25 protein-coding genes and 1 pseudogene are annotated in these 22,953 nt (G+C 43.4%); 7 read left to right on the forward strand and 19 right to left on the reverse strand.

The window, feature by feature from the left end; translation table 11 throughout:
* Positions 1–261: 261 nt before the first annotated feature.
* Positions 262–444, reverse strand: a complete 183-nt coding sequence (locus ACI1P2_RS29640; protein ID WP_355326932.1) for a hypothetical protein — start codon at positions 442–444, stop codon at positions 262–264.
* Positions 445–659: 215 nt separating this feature from the next.
* On the opposite strand from ACI1P2_RS29640, the gene ACI1P2_RS29645 reads away from it, so the two are divergent.
* A complete protein-coding gene (locus tag ACI1P2_RS29645; protein ID WP_355326935.1) occupies positions 660–917 on the forward strand; it encodes an HTH domain-containing protein in 258 nt (85 codons plus the stop codon).
* On the opposite strand, the gene ACI1P2_RS29650 is transcribed toward ACI1P2_RS29645, so the two are convergent.
* The 4 genes from ACI1P2_RS29650 to ACI1P2_RS29665 all read right to left on the reverse strand — a co-directional run bounded on the left by ACI1P2_RS29650 (position 815) and on the right by ACI1P2_RS29665 (position 4,578).
* The gene (locus ACI1P2_RS29650) at positions 815–1,540 is read right to left on the reverse strand and encodes a ParA family protein (RefSeq protein ID WP_408976378.1); all 726 of its coding nucleotides are present in this window, start codon (positions 1,538–1,540) and stop codon (positions 815–817) included. The two genes, ACI1P2_RS29645 and ACI1P2_RS29650, sit on opposite strands and share 103 nt — an antisense overlap.
* 137 nt (positions 1,541–1,677) lie before the next feature.
* Positions 1,678–3,387 (reverse strand): DUF2326 domain-containing protein, encoded by a 1,710-nt coding sequence (locus ACI1P2_RS29655; RefSeq protein WP_355326941.1) that lies wholly within the window; start codon positions 3,385–3,387, stop codon positions 1,678–1,680.
* Positions 3,388–3,392: 5 nt separating this feature from the next.
* Positions 3,393–3,620 carry an ABC-three component system middle component 6 gene (locus tag ACI1P2_RS29660; protein ID WP_355326944.1) on the reverse strand — a complete coding sequence of 76 codons (228 nt, stop codon included), beginning with the start codon at positions 3,618–3,620 and terminating at the stop codon, positions 3,393–3,395.
* The gene (locus tag ACI1P2_RS29665; RefSeq protein ID WP_355326947.1) at positions 3,604–4,578 is read right to left on the reverse strand and encodes an ABC-three component system protein; all 975 of its coding nucleotides are present in this window, start codon (positions 4,576–4,578) and stop codon (positions 3,604–3,606) included. The genes ACI1P2_RS29660 and ACI1P2_RS29665 overlap by 17 nt, the downstream gene beginning before the upstream one ends.
* 873 nt (positions 4,579–5,451) lie before the next feature.
* Between ACI1P2_RS29665 and ACI1P2_RS29670 the strand changes: the two genes are divergently transcribed.
* Positions 5,452–5,718 carry an IS110 family transposase gene (locus ACI1P2_RS29670; protein WP_355326950.1) on the forward strand — a complete coding sequence of 89 codons (267 nt, stop codon included), beginning with the start codon at positions 5,452–5,454 and terminating at the stop codon, positions 5,716–5,718.
* 504 nt (positions 5,719–6,222) lie between these two features.
* On the opposite strand, the gene ACI1P2_RS29675 is transcribed toward ACI1P2_RS29670, so the two are convergent.
* Positions 6,223–6,387, reverse strand: coding sequence for a hypothetical protein (locus ACI1P2_RS29675; protein ID WP_355326953.1), 165 nt, complete (start codon positions 6,385–6,387; stop codon positions 6,223–6,225).
* Between the two features lie 611 nt (positions 6,388–6,998).
* Between ACI1P2_RS29675 and ACI1P2_RS29680 the strand changes: the two genes are divergently transcribed.
* The 3 genes from ACI1P2_RS29680 (at position 6,999) to ACI1P2_RS29690 (ending at position 8,613) form a co-directional block, all read left to right on the forward strand.
* Positions 6,999–7,268: a winged helix-turn-helix domain-containing protein gene (locus ACI1P2_RS29680; protein WP_355327037.1), complete on the forward strand. Its 270-nt coding sequence runs from the start codon at positions 6,999–7,001 to the stop codon at positions 7,266–7,268.
* A 132-nt stretch (positions 7,269–7,400) separates the two neighbouring features.
* On the forward strand, positions 7,401–7,976 hold the full coding sequence (locus tag ACI1P2_RS29685; protein WP_355326956.1) for a hypothetical protein: 576 nt from the start codon (positions 7,401–7,403) through the stop codon (positions 7,974–7,976).
* 22 nt (positions 7,977–7,998) lie between these two features.
* Positions 7,999–8,613, forward strand: a complete 615-nt coding sequence (locus tag ACI1P2_RS29690; protein WP_355326959.1) for a hypothetical protein — start codon at positions 7,999–8,001, stop codon at positions 8,611–8,613.
* 81 nt (positions 8,614–8,694) lie between these two features.
* On the opposite strand, the pseudogene ACI1P2_RS29695 reads toward ACI1P2_RS29690, so the two are convergent.
* From ACI1P2_RS29695 to ACI1P2_RS29725, 7 genes and pseudogenes are all read right to left on the reverse strand, one after another.
* Positions 8,695–9,630 (reverse strand): annotated as a pseudogene (locus tag ACI1P2_RS29695) (IS30 family transposase).
* A 602-nt stretch (positions 9,631–10,232) separates the two neighbouring features.
* Complete coding sequence (locus ACI1P2_RS29700) at positions 10,233–10,688, reverse strand: hypothetical protein (RefSeq protein WP_355326962.1); 456 nt, start codon at positions 10,686–10,688, stop codon at positions 10,233–10,235.
* 448 nt (positions 10,689–11,136) lie between these two features.
* Complete coding sequence (locus ACI1P2_RS29705; RefSeq protein WP_355327040.1) at positions 11,137–11,358, reverse strand: GNAT family N-acetyltransferase; 222 nt, start codon at positions 11,356–11,358, stop codon at positions 11,137–11,139.
* Positions 11,359–11,477: 119 nt separating this feature from the next.
* On the reverse strand, positions 11,478–11,987 hold the full coding sequence (locus ACI1P2_RS29710) for a DUF1572 family protein (protein ID WP_355326965.1): 510 nt from the start codon (positions 11,985–11,987) through the stop codon (positions 11,478–11,480).
* A 28-nt stretch (positions 11,988–12,015) separates the two neighbouring features.
* A complete protein-coding gene (locus ACI1P2_RS29715) occupies positions 12,016–12,513 on the reverse strand; it encodes a DUF4937 domain-containing protein (RefSeq protein WP_355326968.1) in 498 nt (165 codons plus the stop codon).
* A 30-nt stretch (positions 12,514–12,543) separates the two neighbouring features.
* Positions 12,544–13,164 (reverse strand): bis(5'-nucleosyl)-tetraphosphatase (symmetrical) YqeK, encoded by a 621-nt coding sequence (gene yqeK, locus ACI1P2_RS29720; protein ID WP_355326971.1) that lies wholly within the window; start codon positions 13,162–13,164, stop codon positions 12,544–12,546.
* A 37-nt stretch (positions 13,165–13,201) separates the two neighbouring features.
* Positions 13,202–13,576, reverse strand: coding sequence for an NIPSNAP family protein (locus ACI1P2_RS29725; RefSeq protein WP_355326974.1), 375 nt, complete (start codon positions 13,574–13,576; stop codon positions 13,202–13,204).
* 413 nt (positions 13,577–13,989) lie between these two features.
* Between ACI1P2_RS29725 and ACI1P2_RS29730 the strand changes: the two genes are divergently transcribed.
* The gene (locus ACI1P2_RS29730; protein WP_408976379.1) at positions 13,990–15,186 is read left to right on the forward strand and encodes a DUF5780 domain-containing protein; all 1,197 of its coding nucleotides are present in this window, start codon (positions 13,990–13,992) and stop codon (positions 15,184–15,186) included.
* 165 nt (positions 15,187–15,351) lie between these two features.
* Here ACI1P2_RS29730 and sleB read toward each other — a convergent pair whose 3' ends face one another.
* The 6 genes from sleB to ACI1P2_RS29760 all read right to left on the reverse strand — a co-directional run bounded on the left by sleB (position 15,352) and on the right by ACI1P2_RS29760 (position 21,744).
* Positions 15,352–15,999, reverse strand: a complete 648-nt coding sequence (gene sleB, locus ACI1P2_RS29735; protein ID WP_355326980.1) for a spore cortex-lytic enzyme — start codon at positions 15,997–15,999, stop codon at positions 15,352–15,354.
* Between the two features lie 370 nt (positions 16,000–16,369).
* On the reverse strand, positions 16,370–17,731 hold the full coding sequence (locus ACI1P2_RS29740; protein WP_355326983.1) for an MFS transporter: 1,362 nt from the start codon (positions 17,729–17,731) through the stop codon (positions 16,370–16,372).
* A 26-nt stretch (positions 17,732–17,757) separates the two neighbouring features.
* Complete coding sequence (locus ACI1P2_RS29745) at positions 17,758–19,038, reverse strand: enolase C-terminal domain-like protein (RefSeq protein WP_355326985.1); 1,281 nt, start codon at positions 19,036–19,038, stop codon at positions 17,758–17,760.
* 106 nt (positions 19,039–19,144) lie between these two features.
* A complete protein-coding gene (locus tag ACI1P2_RS29750; protein ID WP_355326988.1) occupies positions 19,145–19,849 on the reverse strand; it encodes a FadR/GntR family transcriptional regulator in 705 nt (234 codons plus the stop codon).
* Between the two features lie 113 nt (positions 19,850–19,962).
* The gene (locus ACI1P2_RS29755) at positions 19,963–20,721 is read right to left on the reverse strand and encodes an SDR family oxidoreductase (RefSeq protein ID WP_355326991.1); all 759 of its coding nucleotides are present in this window, start codon (positions 20,719–20,721) and stop codon (positions 19,963–19,965) included.
* Positions 20,722–20,733: 12 nt separating this feature from the next.
* Positions 20,734–21,744: a zinc-dependent alcohol dehydrogenase gene (locus ACI1P2_RS29760; RefSeq protein WP_355326994.1), complete on the reverse strand. Its 1,011-nt coding sequence runs from the start codon at positions 21,742–21,744 to the stop codon at positions 20,734–20,736.
* A 248-nt stretch (positions 21,745–21,992) separates the two neighbouring features.
* Here ACI1P2_RS29760 and trhO point away from each other — a divergent pair, with 248 nt between their 5' ends.
* Positions 21,993–22,895 carry an oxygen-dependent tRNA uridine(34) hydroxylase TrhO gene (gene trhO / locus ACI1P2_RS29765; protein ID WP_355326997.1) on the forward strand — a complete coding sequence of 301 codons (903 nt, stop codon included), beginning with the start codon at positions 21,993–21,995 and terminating at the stop codon, positions 22,893–22,895.
* Positions 22,896–22,953 lie beyond the last annotated feature (58 nt).

Raw genomic sequence — 22,953 nt, forward strand, 5'->3', positions numbered from 1 at the left:
AATTCGAGTAGACTTCATAGTAAGCGCCTCCTGATAGGTTTTCTAAGGGCTTTTGACCCGTCACACCCCTATCATACTAGGCGCTCCTGTTTTTTTCAAAGACGAAATCTTAGCATACACAGGAATGTTTACATCTTGAAACCCCGCATTTTTATCCAAATAGCGTCGCCCACAACCGCTAGAATCAAACATGGCCTAACGGCCACCGCCGATTTTACTACGCACTCGCAACTGTTCCCCATCCTAGCAACGATATCGGTTTTAAGCCAAAAAAATGAACCACAAATTTGCGGTCCATTTCCTGTTGATATATTCCATATCATAGCCAAGATCAAGCGGGGTATAATGCTCATACAAATACTTATGTACGGTAGTAACTGCGTGAAAACCCAGCTTTTCGTAAAGCTTTCTGCCTTCTTCCGTGGCAATCAGCACAGTGGACATCACGCTTCTGAACGAGGAACGTGAAAACCCGGAGGCTATCATCAGCACACTTTGATAAGATTAAATATTTCGTTTCTCAGACTCGAAAGGTTCTTCGCACGAGAAAATTTCATGGAAAAATCCCTTATACGGAATTTCTTCTTCGAGGCATTTTATACAATATGACAACTCCTCATTGCACTTCGTCTCTTAACTGTTGTTCCGCATTACCTCGAATGAATCTACAATATTTTCCACAAGGCTTAGCAGAGGTCTTAGGGGTTAGTGTAAGAACGATCTATCGTGATATGCAGGCTTTGAGTGAAGCAGGTAAAAGCAGGATCAAAACGTTTTCCTATGAATTCAGCTCCAGGATCAAAGAGTATCCTAATCATGTCTCATCCATTATGGGAACTTTGCCTTTGGCACTTGTTTCCGTCGCGCTAATGGACAGGGGGGACTCAGTATTGCATACACGCAGCTTATCCCCATAATCCCGTCGCAACACGAAAGAAATATCTTTGGCGAAATTGGTCCGGTTATCTACCATCGTGAGCAGCACACCATCTACCGTCAGCTTCGGATTAATTTTTTGCCGAATACGCGCAACCGTCTGCAAAAGCTGCGTCATGCCTTTGGCGGGTAGATAGTGCGCCTGTACCGGGATGATGACGCTATCTGCCACTGCCAATGCGTTGATCGTCATCATGCCCAAGCTCGGCATACAGTCGATCAGGATATAATCGTAATCTGCTTTTACGGAATCAATGTACGATCGCATAATCGTTTCCCTGCTCATCGTATTGACGAGCGCCACTTCGACTGCCGATAATTCGATGTTTCCCGGCATCAGGTCGATACCTTCGTGATGATGCAGAATACCTTCCCTCGGTTCATACGGCTCATCCGTCATACCCTTCACCAACATCGTAGCCAGTGAAATGGACAGACTATCCGGTTCATGGAAGCCTAGCGAATCTGTCAGGCTGCCCTGCGCATCCGCGTCCAAGAGCAGAACCTTCTTGCCTTCCGCCGCCAAGCCAATACCGAGGTTGACTGCTGTTGTCGTTTTGCCGAGGCCGCCTTTCTGATTGGCGAGAGCGATTACTTTGGACATATTCATTAGTCTCCTTTCACGTAAAAAGCCGGTTGCTCTGGAGTTCAGGGCAACCGGCTCTTATAGGATATCTATATAAAAAGAGAGCGCCTGATCAGTGGCGCTCTCTTGGATATATCATATTCATTTTTAGGATCTTATTCTTCTTCTATTCTAAACAATTTGCTTTCCTGAGATAGTTCAACAACAATATGGGCTTTATCAAGCACGCTTACAGGCAACTTATCCTTTAGAATAGAAACAACCAATTGTATATTCTTTCTACTAACATAATCAGCAACCTTAATTAATTGATTATCGTGCATTAATTCTTTTTTGTCATTTAGAAGGAAGTGCAAGCTCGGTATCTTTTCTTCATCAGCAAATAATATTGCTGCAAGATCAAAACATAAAATCTCACCCTGTTTTTTTCCTGAGCTTAAATTAGCATTAAATGCACTAAATTTATATATTTGTTGTTGGCTCTTTTTGTGCGTAACTTTATCATATTTCAATGCGTACTTTTCACCGTAGAGTTCAAAAGAAATCTCAGAGAAATTTCTGTTGAACTTGTTAATTTGGCTTCTTAACTTCTCTTCAAAATTACCTGAAAATAATACATCATCAATCACTTTAATTTTAGTATTAATTTCTTCAATGTTCTTTTCTACTTCATCTAATTGTGAGATAATACTTTCATACTCACCCTTAGTTCTATACTTATCATTCAGCTCAGCTATAATTTTTTCAAGCTCTTCAAAAGAGTCACCTTTAGATATCGTCATCGCTAACTCTTTCTCCTGAATTAGCAATAAGTTCAAATTTTTTTCTTCTGTCTCGATTTTTACAATTAAAGAAGGTAAGTCAGAAGTTATGAACTTAATTTTCTCAACAACCATATTATTATGGTATGTTACCAACTCTTCAAAAGTTTTTTGTATATTACCAATATTGGCCTTAGCCTCTGCGTAAAGTACCTCCAATTGCCTTAAGTCAATATTAGCTTTACTACTTTCCATTTCCTTTTGAGCCTCTTCAATGAGGTTCTTCCTAATGTTCATTTTACTTATGTTAGAACTGCTTTTATTAATTCGAAACTTTACAAGGTTAAGTTGTTCTAACTGACTTTCAAAATCTTCATTCAAATTGAAGTTTGACTTTTTCTCATTTAATTGGGCTATCTCTTCTTCAATCATTTCCAGAGCAATTGCATAAGCCGTTTTTGTTTGCTTTTTTTCCAATCTTTCTTTAAAGGCTTCTTCTTGCTTTATTTTCGTCACTAATGCTTGCTTCTGCGCACCTTCATCGAAGTCACAACCCAATAAGAACAAGTATAAAGTCTCATACTCCACATCAGAGGAATACTTGTCCAAAGTCTTTAATGTATTACTTATATTCTCATCCTTATATCTAATATTGTGAGAGATGATCTGCCTGAATGTAGGTTTCTCCGAATTATGACTGGGAAAAAGAAGCCTTTGTAACTCGTCTTCAAAATCCTTTTCAAGAATTGGTTTTCCGTTAATTCTTCTAATGCTCTTTTTTCGTGGCAGAAAATTGCGTTCAATTATTACTTCATCTGATGTCTCATCTAATAAATCCTCAACAAGAGTAAGAGTAATCAATACTTCTTCAGCTACAAGAAAATCCTTAACCAAGTCATAGACTTCTTTTTTATTCTCTGTATCCGAATATATTATGGAAGCGCTAGCTCCTAAGCAGAAGTCAATTAGCTTCAATACTGTTGTTTTCCCCACATTATTTCCAGTCGATTTATCATCGTCGGAAGGTGTTTCATCAATAATTAGGTTTAAGCCGGAATGAAAAGTTAGTTCTCTTATCGTTTCTGTACGACTAGTTATTTTCAACGTTTTTATGAACATAATTCCACCCATCCGTCATCGTCTATCTTGGCAGAATCAATAAGATACAGCCAATCTAAACAAAGCATAAAAGTGGGAAACGACATATTATATAGGCTTTTAATTCTTTGATACAAATCAAATACTTGCTGTTTGGCAAGTTGTTTCAGTTCTTTCAGAACTAAAGCACCATTATAATAAATGCTAAGTTGAGGATGGATATTATCCGGCAACAACATGGCTATACCCCTCCGGATTCTTAAAAATTTTGCATCGTATAAAAGCATCTACGACTAAAATGAAAACGCAGAGTTCAAGCTCTTCATACGGAATTTCGATATAATTTTTGCTCTCGATTATTATTTTAGTTATGTTATCGATTATACTATAGAAAAGTTCCTTTGAGTTAGTTTTTTCATATTGAATCATTGTGTATTGTTTTTTGATTATTTGAAAAACCGAAAAGCTTTTATTTGAACCTTCTCTATCGAACTCAGCATATTTTTCATCTAGCTTTTGGTAGAATATCTTATAATCATCAATTGTATCTTTCACATCTGACAAATCGTTAAATATTATTTTCTTATCAATCTCAAAGGAATTTATTTCTGGAGATTCTATACAGTTTGTGAGATTCTCACTTGCAAGTATATTAATGATGGTAGCTAGATTTGTATCAACTTTAAGTACATCAATATCATTCCCAAGTTCCTTTTTTACAAACTCAAATACCTCACGCTGCTTATCGATTTCCATATTTAGTACAACATTCAATAATGTATTTACATCCACAATGTCATCTGCAGGAGAAAAAACAGCATTATGCGGATTAACAAAGCTCAATTCTCGAAGCTTATTTGCATCCTTAGCAATTGAAATAAAAATGAAGCGGTAGCCTGGGTACTTAACAAATATATCCTTCTTTAAAGAGCTTTCAATTTTTTGTTTTGTGCAAGTTGAAGACACCTGGGCTACAACTTTGTGATTCACATCAACCAAATCAATGCCTTCAATATTCTGTTTAAGTATATTCATGTTGACCAACGTAAATCCAAACAATAAGTTCATCAATTCTGCAAAAAACGTTTCTGAATAAATGTTTAGATCCAATAAATTTATTTTTCCTCGTTTCTCAATTCGTCTTGCCAAAACCTCCAGCTTTTCCTCTATGTAGTTGAAGTATTTACTTCGATTCATTAGCCATACATACCCCTTATATTCAAAAATGATTTAGATTCTATGTTAATTGATTATTCGACAAAACATTGGAATTTCCTCTCCATTCGAAGTTTATTAAAAAGAACGTCCAATCAAGGACGCTCTCCATACTTTATTACATATCTACCCACCCGACGTCTAAATCCAAGTCCAAAATGACCGAAACCTCGATTTTGTCCTTTAGCAGCTTATTTTTGAAGTCGTTGCCGTCCATTGTGAATGTCATAAATCGCGCAAAGTGTTGAAAACAAAGGATTTCTATGTATCGATGCTTGTATTCCTATTACGTACTCCACATGCTCCCCATATGGTAGACAGGTGAAATAATAAATCCTGTTACTGTGAGGGGAGTTTTTTCATGTCGACGAATTGTCAAGCTAAGTGCAACACTTCTTCTTGAAACGATTCATGTTCTCACATCCCTGTTTTGGAGTTATCCTTCATTACCCGATTTACACAGGGGAGGTGAATCCCGTGTTTATTTAAGTCATCTTATATAGTAGCTTGTCTCGCTCAAAAGTGACGTTTATGTTCGAATGTTTCGATTCGAATCTGACTCAAATAGTTTTGGTATACGCTCTAAAAAAGGCGACGGCCCAATCCAATTCGCCGACTTCATCGCACAGTACATAGAATAAACCGCCAAACGATCGGGCATCGGTACTTTGCCGATGCCGCCAGGCCAATAGAATATAGCGTTTACCTCGTATGATCGATCTACCCGGTACATTTCTTTGCTTAAACATTCCTGTGTATGCTAAGATTTCGTCTTTGAAAAAAACAGGAGCGCCTCGTATGATAGGGGTGTGACGGGTCAAAAGCCCTTAGAAAACCTATCAGGAGGCGCTTACTATGAAGTCTACTCGAATTCAAGTCACAAATCAACGGATTGAACGAATTACCACCAAACATGTCATCGTGGGGATCGACATCGCCAAGGATGTCCACGCCGCCCAGGTGACCGATTTTCGGGGGCGTGTCCTCACACCGCGCCATCTGTCGTTTGCGAACACGCGGGAAGGCTTTGAGAAGCTTCTGCGCTGGACACGTGACGTACAGGACAAGCATCTTCTGCTCACTCATCATCGGGATGGAGCCCACAGGCCACTATTGGTTTAATCTCGCGAATTGGTTGCGGGAGCAAGGGATCACGGTGGTTGCCTCAGTGCTTATTGGGCTGAAAAAAGGAGTTTTTTTCTAGGCCTGCCCAATTAACAAACAAACACGGTTTTCGAGACGACTTGAATAAAGATTTGGGTCCTGCGGAAACGAAGGCGATTTGTTACTTCGAGAAGTCGGGCTTCAAGCCTTACGTTCGTAAAGGTAACTTTCATAATACACACGCCTCAACTGTTTCAACAGATTCTCCTGCTTGAAGGCATCATCTACGTCGTCCTGCGAGACAAAGTGCCTTACGAGGAACCGGGGCGCAGACTATTTGGGTAAACGTGAGAAAACCATCAAGTACTGGATTCGTAAAATCAACCAGATAGGCTATAAAGTTGAGCTGCATGAATTGAATTTAGTATAAACCCATATTACGGAATTTCTGTTGAACGGAATCGCTATTTGATTTTACATGCTTTCGCACTTTAACGTGTAAAGCTGTTTTTCGTATAAAAACTAAGCTGCCGCCAAATGTTTACGAGCACCATCCAACGTTTCTCCGTAATCATAGGAGAATTCTTTTCGGGCCGGCTTTGAATCCTTATACTTAGGTAAGTTAACAACCTTCTCTCCTACCGGTTGACCTGAAAAATACTGCATTAAGTCCACTTGCTGTGCCATATCACATTCCTCCATAGGTCCCCGCGGCAGTCGGGACGTAATTTTACGATTCCCCCTGACCGGGGCACCTACAGCTTCAGCTAAAACTTAGCTGACTCTTTCTCGGACGCAAAAAGAAAGAAAAAAACATACATATCCCGTATGTCCTTCATTCTTCCTTTAAACTTCCGATTTCAATTATGCTGACACATACCTATTCTTTGCTCAGCGAGCTTTACGTCAGGAAAGATAATGATTAACCACTAGATTTAAGAATATTTTAACATGACACGTAGAGAAGGCAAACCCAGATGAGTGAAATTATATGTAGAATACTATCAATTTGAAATGTGACCATAAAGAAATGATTATATTTCCGTGGAGGATAATTTTATGTTATTATGGAATTGATAAGTGCATTTTCTTTCTAGCATCCAATTCGTTCAATTATTTATTTTTTTGACAAAACCCTACTTGCTTGAATTCTTTTCAAATCCCCTCCCTACAATCTGGTACTTATAAATTCAGACAACAACGATAAAACTCCATTATTTTATTATTATAATTTTAGTTCAGGAGGATATATGGAAAATCACCTCATCCCACCGAATAGTTGTTTTTTTCTGAACGAAATGACTCAATTTTTTCCTTGGGGTTCTTACGTAGTAAAAAAAGGGGAACGGATATTTTTAACTCATACGGAGTCTACTATCCTGCTGTTTTTTTGTCATAACCCAAATAAAAAAATATACACTCAGGATATTATAGAACTACTCGGTCAAGCGCTTACAGATCAAAACATCTTCGTACATATGAATAGGCTTAGGAAAAAAATAGAAATTGACCCAAAACAGCCTCAATTAATTGTAAATAAAAGACCTGGTTACATATTGATACAATAGTACAATTTCCCCTATCTTTTTCGATAGATACAAGATATTCAATTTGTGCCGAAATTATTATTTAATAATAAATAGGATTGCATGATTCTATTGGCAATCTCAAAACAAAATTACATAAGGGTGGTGTAAGTTTTGAAAATTTCTAAAAAGAAAGTGATCTCACTGGTATCCGTTGCCTCCCTCTCTGTCTTGACTTTCGCCTCTATTTCTTATGCTACAATTTGGGCTGGGGGAAGGAGCTCTGGTGCCAATTTCAGTGCTTATTATGACTCTTCTGTTGCCTCTTATGGTTATACGAATCATTATGATTCTGCACGCGCTGACTGGAATTCGGCCTCATCCTCCGTTAATATCACAAAAACTACTTCAACCAGCGGTAATCCTGATAAATATTATGTTGGTGTTTCTAGTGTAGCAGGCTTGCTTGGTCAAATTTCTCGATACACATCAAGCGGTCAAGTAGTAACTAGTCTCTCGGACGATTGGGCTTATGCAACAGTTTCAATTTACCATAATAATATGGACGCTTATGGAGAAGATGGAATGTCTCAATCAGAAAGAATCTCAAATGCAACCCATGAAGTCGGCCACACTCTTTCTATGGCACACCCCGTTACTTCCAGGTCGTCTGTTATGAAACAGGGTGTTCAGTCAATTGGGGTTCAATCATACGATAAGGAATCACTCATAGAAAAATGGGGAGATTAAAAAATAGAAAGGGGTTGCCACAATGACTATAAACAAAAAGAAGTTTGGATTAGCAATATTGGCAGTTAGTTCCATTGGATTAGCTAGTTTCTTAACCACAGGTTATACTTCCACTAACTCTATGGAGAATAACGCTATTCCTGAAGTCTCGGTATCCGCCAACTATATAGCTTATGAAACGGTCGATAGATTAGATTCAGGAGCGGAGCTTATTGTTGTCGGAAGCGCCTCTCAGGAGTTTGATGATCGTAAGCATATGGCGACTTACTTTGAAGACGGCACGATACAAGACTTCTATACATTAACTGATATCAAAGTTGATAAGGTCATTAAGGCCCCTGAAGAGAGCAATATTTCTCCAGGAGATTCTTTGACCATCATTGAACCAATCTCATATGTTGAGGATTCAACTGGAATAAAGAAAATAACGACTGAAGATTATAGTGAGCTTGAGAAGGATGAAAAAAATATCATTTTCCTACAAGAAAATGCGTATGGGCAGTACTCAGTAATCAATATGGAGCTTGGGAAATTTAGCCTCGAAACTCCTATGACTGTTCACTCAGCAACTTATGAGAAAAACTCTTTTAAGGCAGAATTTCGTGCTGATGTTATAGAAAAATATAACTTGAATTAATAAATAGGGGCTTTCTCATTAGGTCATAAAAAAAGACTTATGGGATTGCCCCCTTTTCTATTTTATCGAAATGACGGATTCTCAAGCCAAGTGCGACAGTTCCTCTGAAAAGGATTCGTGAGCTGTCTTCCACCCCAAACATTTTCGTGGTGTGATTGATCAGGTGGAGGGCATCCTCCAATGCCTCGTCTGTAATCTGGGCGAAATCCGTACCTTTGGGAAAGAATTCTCGCAGCAAGCCGTTGGCGTTTTCGTTAGAGCTCCATTGCCAGGAGGAATATGGGTCAGCGAAATACACCTGTACATCATGGGTGGCCTCCAGGCTGGCATAACAGGCAAACTCCTTGCCACGGTCAGCTGTCGCCGTTTGGAAGGCCCCATAGGGGTACTGGAAAAAAACAGGGACACCAAAGGCGATCTCCATGGACAATGCGGTGCGGTCAGGCATCCGAATGGCGGTGTACAGGCGTGTTTTGCGTTCGATGAACGTGGCACATAGCCCTTACTTTTCCCGCGACCGGAAACGACGGTATCCAGTTCCCAATGACTGAACGTTTCTCGAGACCGCACCTCTTTAGGGCGCTGGGAGATGGGCGTACCTATCGCAAACTTACCACGAGTCTCCGCAGGCTTCTGACGCTTGTCTTTTTGCCGGAGAACCGTGAGCACGCCTTTCACTAAATGACCAGCGTACAGCCAGCGGTAGATCGTTTTAAAACATACGATCGATAGTCCCTCCTGACGCAGCCGCTCTACGATCTGCTCAGAAGACCAGCTCCTCCGAAGCTTCTCTTCGATATCCGTCGCCAACTCCGGTGTCCATTTTCCTGCGGGAATGGACACCTTACGACGCTGGATGTAGCTCTCCTGAGACGCCTCCGCATGGTAAGACTCCTGTGCTGCATTTCGACGGAGTTCCCGGCTAATGGTGGCATGGTGTCTGCCCAGTTCCTTGGCAATGGCTCTGGCACTTTTTCCCTGTTGGTGGAGGATTTCTAGCTTGCTTCGCTCGATTATACTAAGATATGTTTAGCTCATGGCGGATTCTCCTTGTGTGAATGTGGGTGTAGGAACTTTCATTCTACACGAATCCGGCCATGGGCCCTTTGTTTATTTATTTCCAGTAGGTGTCGCACTTCATATTACAATCTGTCGTACCCTGCAGATGAACTCTCTCCAGGAAGATACCAATGAAAGAGGTCCTAAAATAACATGTTATTGTCGATTGAAGTTCGTTCGCCACGCCTAAATTTCATGCATTTAACTGTTACCCCGAGATGATAAGGTGTTTAAGCAGCTTCTGCTATCGTGGTGTAAGTTCTAGAAGATATATATACCATCAGATTTCTAACTAAGCTCGATATATGTGGGAATTAAGGTGCATCAACAGTCATTCATTACTGATATGCTGAAAACTCACATTTGAACGTAAAAAGTTATCATCAAATTCATGTATCTGAATAAGAAAACCGTTTGAATTGTTCGGGGGCACGCACGAACAAAAATGAAGCATAAAGTGGACAAAGAAAAACAACCGGACTGGTCAAAGATAAGTCTCTTGCCCAGTCCGACTTCATTTTTGATTCTTAGACTTTCGAGAATCCTCTTTAGACTTTATTTTAATCTTTTTGAGAAATTACTTTTTTTATTAAATCAGTTTGCTCAACGGAAAAGGCATAAATTGTAGTAGTATCTGCTGTATGCATGATGGATCCTTGGGGAATGTCTTCAAATACCCATAGAAAATAGCGATTAATCTCCTTTCCATTCTTTTGAATTGAGATTATATGTGTTGGATCAGCTATATTATGGGTACCTGAAACAATCTCTGCTTTCTTAATTGCGTTTAGAATCATAGAGACCTGTTTAGGGGCTTTAGTAGTAAGAACTACTTCACCGCCTGTTTGAGGGGTAAAGTCATGTAACGACTGATCATCCGGAAATTTTGATATAATTATTTCTTCTTGATCATTATTGCTTGAAACTGAGCTGCTACTTGGGGCAGCATAAGAACTACAAGCCGAAATTATTACAGCCAAAGCAACACAAAAAAACCAACATGTTTTCTTCCACATAAACAATCTCCTTTGCCATTTGATACTAATACAGACGTGATAGAGATGAAAATTGTTTCAATTAATCACAAAATTTGTTAAGTTAATCAAGCAATAAGGTACTCCCTCCCCTGATGACGTAAGCCATATTCCAAACGTCGAAAATTCCATGAAGTGTATTCATGTATTTATGCCAAGCGATATGGTGCCGCTTCAGTTTCGTTCCACAAAGCGGACATTGCAGCAGTTCACTATGAAAATAAATTCTCTTTTCTGGGGTAATCCGGTTTTTGGTTGAAAGCATAAGTACCTCCTCCTTTCCTACCTCTTATTACCACATAGGAGAATCTTTCCACCAAGGTTAGTTAAACTGGCGGGCCTAGTTTTTTTCTAACGTTTGTATCAGAGCCTATTTCGGTGGAATAGCCCCTTTACCTGTAAAAAAAGGAAATAATCTCACCGGCAGCCATTACATCTTGTAACCCCGCATTTTTATCCTAGTAGCATCGTCAGCTACGGATTGAATGCAAGCCTCCGTTACCTCTCTTCCTAATCGGCATCCTCTGCAATGCTCATTCACGATAACCGTACCAATGGAAGCAAGTGTTTCTCCGTAAGGGAAAATCGCCGCACTTGAGACAATTTCACCCTGTTTATTTTTATGTCCGTATATGGTCCCTGACGATAGAATGGTGTGAAAATCCGGTTCCCCATAATCCCATCCTACGGATGCAGTGAGCTACATAAGTCCTGGAATGTCCTGCCAGTTGAATTGCTGAAGCTGAAATGCCGTAAGATTCTGTTTCTGGTTCAATCGTATTTCCATTGCAGAGGTCCCTTTCTCATCTTGGCAATATAAATGATTTGCCCTGTATGTGTGTGAATTTCTCTTACCATTTGGATCAGTAGGTTAACGACTGTCGTCTCGTTGTTAAAATTGCTGTATGTCAGTGGCGGCTTATTGAGATAGGGCTGGGACAGCAGCAAATCCGGTTGGGATTTCAGTTGTTCGATGTACTTTATAATTAAATCAAAGGACTCGGTTCCGAGCTGTAAAACTTGTGCTTTGGATAATACTATTCCTTTCTCAAATTCTTTATCTCTGTCCCTGGTATCCGGAATATCAAATAACAATATCTCTATTCGCGAATGGACTGTGCCCCTGATATGCAACACCAAATTGGCAATACTATTGCTTTCCTCCGTTGGGGACCAGCTGACATCTTCCTCGTCAAGCTGCTCAATAGTCTGAATGAACCATTTTCGTTCTGCCACGAATTTCAACAGCACACTCTCAATTAACAAAATCGGAAGATCCATCGCTTGTCCTCCTCTCCATTTGATTTTCTCAAGAATTCCCGCCGGTTATCGTCCATGATGGTTCCAGCTCTATATCCAGGTGAACCCCCTTCATGTGATCTGCTTTCCACATAATTTTGCTTTCAAATTGTACACGGGCCAGAGCCAACAGCTGAAGCTTGGTAAAAGAAGCCTTATCGGAATTTTCCGATATACAGCGTATCCGATCCGATTTACTTATTATTATTGAAGAGAGAGCATCACCGGGCATACGGCCAAAAACAATGTTTATCCCTTCAAATGTGCCGCTCTGTCCGGTTCGTTCATAAATGTCATCATGGTCCTCATTCATGAACTGCTGATAGCTTAATTCATCTGTCCAGAAACCAAAAATATGAGCAATGCTCATCTCCTTGCGGGGCTCCCACCCTCCGAGCTGCCCGATACAACCCTCGACATTGGATAAAGAGCTCCATTTCCCCTGTGCAGCTGAAAAGAGAAGCAGTTTACTACTTAGTACTGAGCATCCTATCCATTTAACAAACATATTGCACCTCAATCATAGGAAATAAGGCTTTCACTGATCTACTTTCAACAATTCCTCTCTGGCTGCAATCAGCCAAGGATGTACCAGTTTGAGCTGAGTGCGTTGTTCCCAAATATGGTTCAAATAGATCAATATTCCCGCAATCAGCTGCTGATCATGCACTTTGGTTTTAATATCAAGCAAATACGGGTGCTCTCCCGGCAGCTCCCAGGAGATTTTGTCCGAAATAAAAAGCACTTTATCCAGCATGCCAGATTGAGGCTTTAATGTTGTATGGCACTCGATTGCGTCAAGTATCCCCTCATCCCGGATATTAAAAATTTCTGCCGCCATCGCCTTGGATAATTTTTGGTGGATAATACGCGGATATTGATACTCCTCTTCGAGAATATGAACGGATAGTTCTTCAGCAACACGCATCATCTCGCTAACGGGAACCACATTGCTGATATCATGCAATAGCCCGGCTTGTTTGGCCTTCTGCGGGTCTACATTGTACATCTTAGCAACCCGTTCCGCTTCATTCGCAACCTTGAGGGTATGATCCAAGGTCTCGTGATCACCGTACGATAAGAAGAACGACTTGATGTCAGCTTCCAATTCACCGGTTATCTTCAGATCCTTTACATATGGTTCCAGAACTGAATTCATACTTCTATCCCCTTTACCGGAGTTTTTACTAACCTTTTTATTCTGAAGCACGGATGTTTGGAGTTAAAATCGTTTTTTTCCGTGATACTGTCGATTTTATAAACTCCTCTTTTATATGATGCTTCAACGTCTTTATCCTCTCACGCCCGATTTTATCGTACCAGGCCTGCACCCGCTTCACGTGTTCTTCATCACTTCTCACTTGTGTTTCGATCCTCTCATAATTCTCATAGCTATCATATTCCCATATAGCAAACACCTCGACTTGATCGTCCTTTACCTCCGTTTCCCATCTTCCTACTAATCTTGCGCCATATTTTTGTTGTGCAGGCAAAAGTGTCTGATTAAAATGTTCGTTAAATTCATGTAACATCTGGGGGGAAATAATATAGGTTTTTCTGCGGTAAATCACACTTACCATCTCCCGAAGTAAAAAATTTACTTATCCTTCAACTACAACTTCGCTATCGATTGCTGCTTTCCTTCCAATATACTAGCGATATGGAACACTCCTTCGATACACCTAAGAACTACCGTACGTAAAGATACGATTCGACAACATGACCGACGAAGGGGTTACAGATCGTCAGGTTTTCTGGATAACTTGGCACCAGTTTGAAATAATTTAATCCTGTTCAGCCGAAAATTGTGCTCCGTCTTGCCATTTGAACAATTTGGAACTATTTCCATTCGGCAATTTTTTAATGCACTAATGATTCCAAAGTCTCTCGTTCTTTTTACATACTACTCTATTGTTCTTTTAAATTTAACTAGGTATAATGACATAGGAATAATGTTCCATATTAAATGGAAGAGGAGAGACAAATGAACTGTAAGCAGTGTAATCATGTGTTACAAGAGAATTCTGTATTTTGCAATCATTGCGGAAAAAAGGTGGATCATGATATTTCAAATTCTCATTGGAGCCCCCGTAACAAGAAGTTATACATAATTAGTAGTGTAGGCGTGCTCGTTGTTCTGATTTTAGTTGGCTTTTTCCTTTTATACAAAAATCCCCTAAGCGAATTCAAGAGTGCTGTTAGAGGAAATGATTATTCTGAATCTAATCAGATTTATAATTCAGAAATAAAAGGCAATGTAGAGACAGAGAAGGATGCAATAGCCTTCTTAATGGAGGAAGTCAAAGAAACGAAAAACGGCTATGTTTCTCAGAATATTGAGTTTGCTGAAGCTAAAACAAGGTTGGAGACAATTGAAAGAACAGGTCTAGTGAATACAGAGGTGGGTACTGCATTATCTGAAATTAACGAACTTCAAAACTCTAGAACAGCTTTCCAGAAAGGGAAGGACCTACTTGAACAAAAGAACTATAAAGAGGCCCTCATCCAATTGAATAAGGTCATTGAACAAGATGAGAACTATGCGAAAGCTAAAGAGTTGAGCGAGCAATCTTCCGACGAGTATAAAAAAGCTATTCTGGCTGAAGCTGATAAGTTAGCTGCAGTGAAGAAATACGGAGATGCCGTCAAACTGATGGATACCGCATTAAGTATACTTCCTGACGAGCCGGAGTTTGCAGCCGATCGAGATACCTATTATAAAAGCCAACAGGAGCAGTTAGCGGCTGAGCGTAGGGCAAAAATGCAAGCCGCTGCCGAGCAGCAGGAAGTCGTAGTCGAAACAGCAAAGATCATCATCCAAAGTGATGAATACAAGGCATTGTGGCCAGATATGATTCAAGTTATAGTTTCCAACCATTCATCCAAAACGGTGAAAAACATGAAGGTTTCTACGCTTGGATTTGATAGTAATGGATATCCTATCAAAATTGATCGTATTTATGGTGATGATACTTTCGAATTTATAGGCACAGCGGATAATGTTAACATAGTCCCCAATTCCTCTTTCGGGGAAGACAATGGCTGGGAAATTGATGAGAATCACGGGATTGATACTGTGCTGGCCTGCGTTAAAGAAGTTGAATATTACGATGGAAGCAAGTGGGAAAACCCTTATTACGATTATTGGATTGAAGAGTACAAAGAGCAGCCACTGCACTGAATAGGATCTTTCACTTTTCCCTTTCCACTTTACGAAAATTTAATCAATTATAATCAAAGCCTCTTGTTTGGGAAAAGATTTTTAATGAGGCTTGTTCAGCTCAAAATGTGAAAAAAAGCAGGGTACCCAACCGTAAGGCTAGGGCCACCCTGCTCTCTTTTTAAATCAATCAGCAAAAATATGTCTGCCGATTTTCAAATTTTGCGGACGTGTCCAGATCCACGCGCTTGTAGCTGTATCCGGATTGAAATAGTACAGGGAGCCGCCGCTCGGGTCCCAGCCGCGTACCGCATCCAATGCGGCCAAATAGGCGGTGCGGTTCGGAGTGAGCCAGTATTGTCCGTCAGCCACCGCCGTAAAGGCGCCAGACTGGAATACCACTCCCTCTATTGTGTCCGGGAACTGTGGGGATTGAATACGGTTCATGACTACCGCGCCAACGGCAACTTGTCCTTCATACGGCTCACCGCGCGCTTCACTGTATATAACTTTCGCCAAAATGTCCATTTCATTAATGTTCAGGCTGTTTCTTTTTAACTGCTTCCAGGTCTGCTCGCCTGCAACTCCATCAGGGGTGATGCCATAATCCTGTTGAAATTTGCGGACAGCATTTTGCGTGCTGCTGCCGTAGCTGCCATCCATATCCTGAGTATAGTAACCAAGCGTCTTCAAGCGGTACTGAAGATCCCATACATCCCCGTTGGCACTGCCGGTTTTCAGCACCGGAGCAGCTCCTGCTGTGCCGGGGTTCAAAGAAAAGCCCAGCGCACCTACGATGACTAAAAATAACAACGATTTTTTAAAGAAAAGCATAACTCCCTCCTTTCGCTGCATTATAAATTCCATACGATGTAAGCGCAACCGTTATTAACTGGAAATGATAATAGCTGTTGGCTCCAAATTTCAATGAATTTTCTTAATGAGGAAGAAATTGGGGACCAAAGGCGAACGCTGCCGCTTTTCCGGAATTGCTTCGTTCTCTCCGCTGCTCCCTGCATTCCCCTGCTAAAAGGAAGGCACGCCAATCTCCTTTGGTGATTTGGCAAAAAAACAAGAACAGGTTCAATTTCCCCTGTTCTCGACTTTCTGATCTATACGCACGTAGCCTCATATAAATAAGCATTGTTTCTTGCTACTGCTTTTCTGGGTCCGCTGAGGATGCCAATTTAATTTGCAATCGCTTTCAAGAGAGATGAAGATTATTCTGTGTTGAATCAGGCTGGGCCATCTCTTCTTCTGTCTTCAGCTTGATCGGTTCCAATTTATCCACAATTAGCAGGAAGGCAATACCGCCGATGACGGCGACCGCAGCCGTATAATACATGGCGCCATGGTAGCCGCCGGTATTCTGCACCAGTGATCCGATAACGATCGGGCTGATGATGCCCGAAAGGTTGCCGCATAGATTCAGTACACCGCCGACAGTGCCCACCATTTTTTTCGGCAACACATCGCCCAGGCATACCCATCCCATATTGGAATACGCATTGGCGAAGAATGCAAAAGAAAGGATGGTAACGGCAATATATGGCTGGTCCTCGAAAAAGTTGGCAAAAGCCAGTATGCCTGTCAGAATCATGCCCGATACCATGGGCAGCTTCCTTGCAAATATGGTTGATTTTCCTTTTTTCAATAAATAGTCGCTCAGGAATCCTCCGAACAGGACACCCGCCATCGCCATCATATAGGGTAGAACAGCAGCATAACCGGCTTTGCTAATCGGCAGATGCAGGCCTTTCTCCAGGTAAACCATGAACCAGGTCAGGAAGAAATACAGCGTGGAGGAAGCGGCAAACTGTGCGATAAATATTCCCCAGACTCTGCGCTGCCTGATCACGTACAGCACCTCGCTCCAGGACACCTTCTGTTTCTTGGCCGAAATGTTGGCCTCAAATCCGCCGTTGTTGCGGATATAGTCCAGCTCTTCCGCATTTGCGCGTTTGTTTTCCTGGGGATCTCTGTACACGATAATCCACAAAATGCCGAACACAATGCCGGCGAAGCCGGTCGCATAAAACACGGCCTCCCAATTCCACTTCGCAATGATGATGGCCAACGCCGGAGTGAATACGGCAAGCCCGATATACTGGGCGGAGGAATAGATGCTGGTTGCTCTTGCCCGCTCATTGTTGGGAAACCAATTGGTTACAATTTTTGTGTTGCTCGGGTAGGCAGGGGCTTCCGTCAGTCCGATCAGCATCCGGCAAATGACCAGCATGGCAAACGAAGCGCCCGTGCTGGCAAACACATTATGCGAGCTAAATGCCATGATAAAAGTGAAGACACTCCATAAAATGATGGCCCAGCCGTACAGCATTCGGGGACCGATCCGGTCCAGCAGCCATCCCACAGGAACCTGGGCGGCGGCATACGCCCAGGTGAAAGCGGAGAACAGGAAGCCAAGCTGTGTCGCGCTCAGTCCCAGCTCATTCTGGATCGTCGAGCCTGCTACCGACAGATTCGCCCGGTCCATGTAGTTGATTGCCACCGCTATAAAGAGAAGGAACAGTACAAAAAAGCGCTGTTTTGTCGGTTTATTTTTCATGGCTTGCATATCCCCCTGTTCTCAGATCATGGTTTTGCGGAAGTGCCGTCAGGCATGCGTGCCAGCGTCCAGGCTGGAATCGTGCCCTGGCACGGGTATTTGGCCGCTTCCTCTTCAATAAGATCAACGCCGAGCCCCGGACGGTCATTCACATAAGCATAACCGTCTCTGGTCTTGGGACTGCCCGGAAATACAGCTTCCAGCTGCTCGTTCAGCGGCGTCCATTCCTGCACCCCAAAATTGGGAGAACTGATGGACAGATGCAGGTTGGCCGCTACACCTACCGGCGATATATCCCCAGGCCCGTGCCATGCTGTTCTTACTCCATAAAACTCGCCGAACGTCGCCAGCTTCTTGGCCGGCGTAATTCCGCCAATGGCGCTAACATGGGCGCGGATAAAATCAATTTGCCTGTTGGCAATCAGCGGTTTCCATTCATTTATATTGGTGAAAAGCTCGCCCATCGCGATCGGCGTGCTGGTCTGCTGCCGGATCATGCCGAGCCAATCCAGATTCTCGGGAGATACGGGGTCCTCCAGATAGAATAGGTGATAAGGTTCAAGCTTCTTCGCCATACGGACGGCTTCGATCGGCGCGACCCTCTCATGAATGTCATGAATCAGCTCCACATTATAACCGAGGGTGGAGCGCAGATGCCTGAACAAATGCTCGATGCTCTTGGCGTAAGCTTCCGGGTCATAATAGACACCGGGCAGCGTATTTTCCGGCGAACGCTTTGTCACAATATTCGTCGCACGGGAAATGACGCTGGCAATCAGGCGGGTGTCCTCCGTGCCGCTGCCGCCGTACATGCCCATCTGAACACGCAGATATTGATAGCCTTCCTCCATCGCTTTCCGTGCATTCTCTTCCACTTCAACTTCGGTGCTGCCGTCCACATGACGGTACAAAGCAACACCTTCACGGCATTTGCCGCCGAGCAGCTCATATACAGGCAAATCCGCTATTTTGCCCTTGAGGTCCCACAGCGCCATATCCACGCCCGACAAAGCATTGTTCATGATCGGCCCGTTTCTCCAGTAACCGCTTACACTGGCGCTCTGCCAAATGTCTTCGATCCGGGACGGGTCCTTGCCGATCAGGAAAGGAGCCAAATAATCTTCGACCGCCGATTTCACTGCAAAAATCCTTTGCGTGAAAGTAGCGCACCCTAGACCGTACAGCCCTTCCCGATTGGTTTCGATTTTCACCACGACCAGGTCAATGCCGCCGGGGGCGGTCAGAATGACTCTGACATTCGTAATTTCCAGGCCAAGTTTAACATTAGCAACCTCTGTAGTGCTCATACATACACCATCCTTGTTGTATCATTGATATCATGTCAGTTGTCCTACATGTAATAAGGAAAGAATGCCCTACAGTCCGTTGTCCGTTGCAGGAACTGCAGGCATGTCATTTAGCTGTCTTGATATGCTCTCTCATTTTAACAACGTTCTCTTCCATGGCTCCCTGTAAAATGTCCTGAGCGGCTACACTGTCTCTTCTTTGCAGCGCTCTCAGCAGGTTGATGTGCACTTCTATGCTTTCAAGCGGAATGCCGAAAACGCGGTTCAGTTCTTCAAGATAGAAATAAAAGAGCTCTTTGATGCCTTTGGTCACTTTATAAAAGACTTCATTTTTCGACGCCTTGGCAATGGCGAGATGAAATTCAAAATCAGCTTCCGTGTATTTTTTGTAATTGCCTCTATTATTGATCATCTCATCCAGGATGCGCTCAAGCTGCTCGTAGTCCTCGTCCGTGGCGTTCTGCGCAGCCAATTCAATGCTCCTGAACTCCAGTGTCTTCCGGAACTCCATCATGTCGAGGAATTCCTTCTCGCTCATGCGCATGATCGGCCCTGAATCCAGCAGCGTGAATTCGCCCGGAATTTCCGACACGAACGTCCCCCTGCCCTGATAGGTGGTGACAACTCCCATATCCCTGAGCTTCTGGATCGCGCTTCTTACACTGACCCTGCTGACCTGAAACATTTCACACAAGCTGCTTTCAGAAGGGATTTTGCTGCCTGCCTTCCACTCGCCGCTGCGGATAAGCTCATTCATTTGCTCAAATACACGGTTAACAATATTATCTTTCCGAACGGATCTGATGCTCATCACATATCCTCTCCAAACATGTCATACAAATGAGGTCATTATACAACATTCAGGAAGATTTCGTAAACGAGACATCATCCTGCCACAGGAAATTCGCCTATCGGGGCGATAGCTCACCTTCCTAACCAGCCGCCGTCAACCGCAAGCAAATGTCCATGGATGTATTGGGAGGCATCTGAGGCAAGAAATACGGCAGGTCCCTTAAAGTCGTCCGGATTCCCCCAGCGTTCTGCCGGAATCCGTTCCATAATCTGCCTGCTCCGTACCGGATCGTTGATGAGCGCCTCATTCATGTCTGTCGCAATATAACCCGGCACAATGGCATTTACATTGACACCTTGCGAGGACCATTCGTTCGCCAATGCCTTGGTCAATTGTGCGACCGCTCCCTTGGCGGAGGCATATGCGGGAACCAATATCCCGCCCTGGTAGGATACGAGGGAAGCGATATTAATGATTTTGCCGCTCTTCTGCGCAACCATATACCTTCCGGCCTGCTGACAGAGAAGCCAAACTGCCTTCAGATTCACCTGAAGGACATCATCCCAGTCTTGCTCGGAAAAATCAACAGCAGGCGACCTGCGCTGTATACCCGCGTTGTTCACCAGAATATCAATATGTCCGAGCTGCTCCACCACCGCCGGGATCGCTTCCTTCACTTGTCCGGTATCGCTTATGTCACAGGGGATAATTACGCAGCGGACACCGTACTTCTCGATCTCTTTCTGAACTGTATCGTTCTCCGGAGAACGCTGGAGCAGTACGATATCGGCGCCCGCTTCCGCCATGCCAAGCGCGATCGAACGACCAATCCCCCGGGTTGCCCCTGTAATCGCAGCCACTTTGCCTTTTAAGCTTAATAACATGCCCATGACCCTCCTATCCTATGGGTGAAATAAAACCTTTAATGATATCTCGGTGTTCTCCATGTCCTCGAAGCCCTGTTTGATTTGCTCCAGCGATAATTTATGGGAAATGAGCGGTCTCACATCAACAGCCTTTTCCTCCATGAACTGAATGGCTGTTGCGAAATCCCTTGAGCTTGCGCATCTGGTGGTGGTCATGGAAATTTCCCGGAAATGCATGGCAGCCAGGTCGATGGCCGGCGGCTCTTTAAAAACGCTTACAACAACGATCTTGCCCTGGGTTTTGATGCATGAAATCATTTGCTTCGCTGTGCTGGCCGTGCCAGCCACTTCGAATACTACATCGGCACCGATACCGTTCGTATAATCCATGACCGCTTCGGTGATATCGGCTTCTTTGGCGTTGATGGCCGTCAAGCCCAATTGGCGGGCTGTATCCAGACGGTAAGGACTGATATCGGAAATGAATACCTTGCCCGCGCCCGCCTGTTTGGCTACCATTCCGATCAGCAAACCAATGGGGCCTGCGCCCAGTATCGCCACGCTGTCGCCGATCTGCAAATCAGAACGGCGGACCGTATGAACGGCCACGGCAAGAGGCTCCACAAGAGCTCCTTCCTCATCAGACACGCTATCAGGGAGACGGTGCAAATGATCGGCAGGCACGGCCACATACTCCGCAAACCCTCCGTCCCGGTCAATACCGATGCATCTGAGCGTTGCACATACATGCGATTGTCCCGCACGGCAGGCGGCGCATTTGCCGCATGTCAGATAAGGCTCAATGGCCACCCGGTCCCCTGGCTTAAAATCCTGTACGTTCACCGCGGCTTCGACCACCCCGCTGAATTCATGGCCCATGACCAGCGGAGCCTGCGCTCGCGGATGCTTGCCAGCATAAATCATCATATCGGTGCCGCAAATCCCGCCATACGCCACTTTGATGAGCGCCTCCCCGTCTTTGGGAACTGGCTTCTCGACCGTCCCCGGTTGAACCGTCTTCGCGGCGATAAAAATTCCTGCTTTCATTGCATCCCCCTCCAATTTCTTATCGCCTCCGCTGTAGGATGCGATATATTTGTCATACAAGATGTTTTTTATTACATCAAACTTGTCATACAACTACTGTAATGCATAAAGCCGTTTTTGTAAACGTTTTATTTTTTGACTTTTTAAACAAAAATGTTGACTAAGTTCGCAAAGTGGCTTAGCATAAGTAAGTAATGCTTATTTAGCGAACCTTTATTATAGATATAGTCTAGCAAGGAGAGTACAGAATGGAACACAATAATTCCTACCGTATACTGCTTTATTATAAATATGTAACTATTCCTGAATATGAGAGTTTTGCGCAAGAGCATCTGGAATACTGCAAAGAACTCGGCGTTAAAGGGAGAATTCTCGTAGCCGCAGAGGGAATCAACGGGACGCTGTCAGGCACGATTGAGCAGACCGACGCTTATATGCGCTACATGCATGATCATCCGCTGTTTTCAGATATGGTGTTCAAGATCGACGAGGCTGATGGGCATGCTTTCAAAAAAATCTTCGTTCGCCCTAAAAAAGAGCTGGTGACCCTGAGATACGACACTCCGCTTGATCCTAACGTCATCGGCGGAAAACACTTGTCCCCCAAAGAGTTTTATGAGCAAATGCAAAATGAAGATGTAATTATTCTGGATGGCAGGAATGACTATGAGTATGATCTCGGTCATTTCCGCAATGCCATCCGGCCTGATGTCGAATCCTTCCGTGAGTTTCCCGAATGGATTCGCACCCATATGCAGGACTTCAAGGACAAACCTGTCCTCACCTACTGCACAGGCGGTATCCGGTGCGAGAAGCTGACCGGTGTGCTGATCAACGAAGGATTCAGCAATGTCGCGCAGCTGGACGGAGGCATTGTAACCTACGGTAAAGATCCTGAAGTGCAGGGCCGTTTATTTGACGGCAAAATGTATGTGTTTGACGAGCGTATTTCGGTCCGTGTCAACCAGACGGATGAAGACATTACGGTAGGCCAATGCCACCACTGCGGCAGCCCGACCGATCGTTATATCAATTGCGCGGATGACACCTGTCACGCCCAGCATCTTTGCTGTGATGAATGTCTTGAGACTTATGAAGGCTACTGTTCAAATGACTGCAAAGTCAATGACACCAAATCACAGGCAGTGTAAATAAAGGTCTTATTCATACAAGAAAGCGGCAGCTGAATCTCCAGTAGATTCGGCGGCC

The sequence above is a fragment of the Paenibacillus jiangxiensis genome (assembly GCF_046098255.1).
Taxonomy (GTDB): domain Bacteria; phylum Bacillota; class Bacilli; order Paenibacillales; family Paenibacillaceae; genus Paenibacillus; species Paenibacillus jiagnxiensis.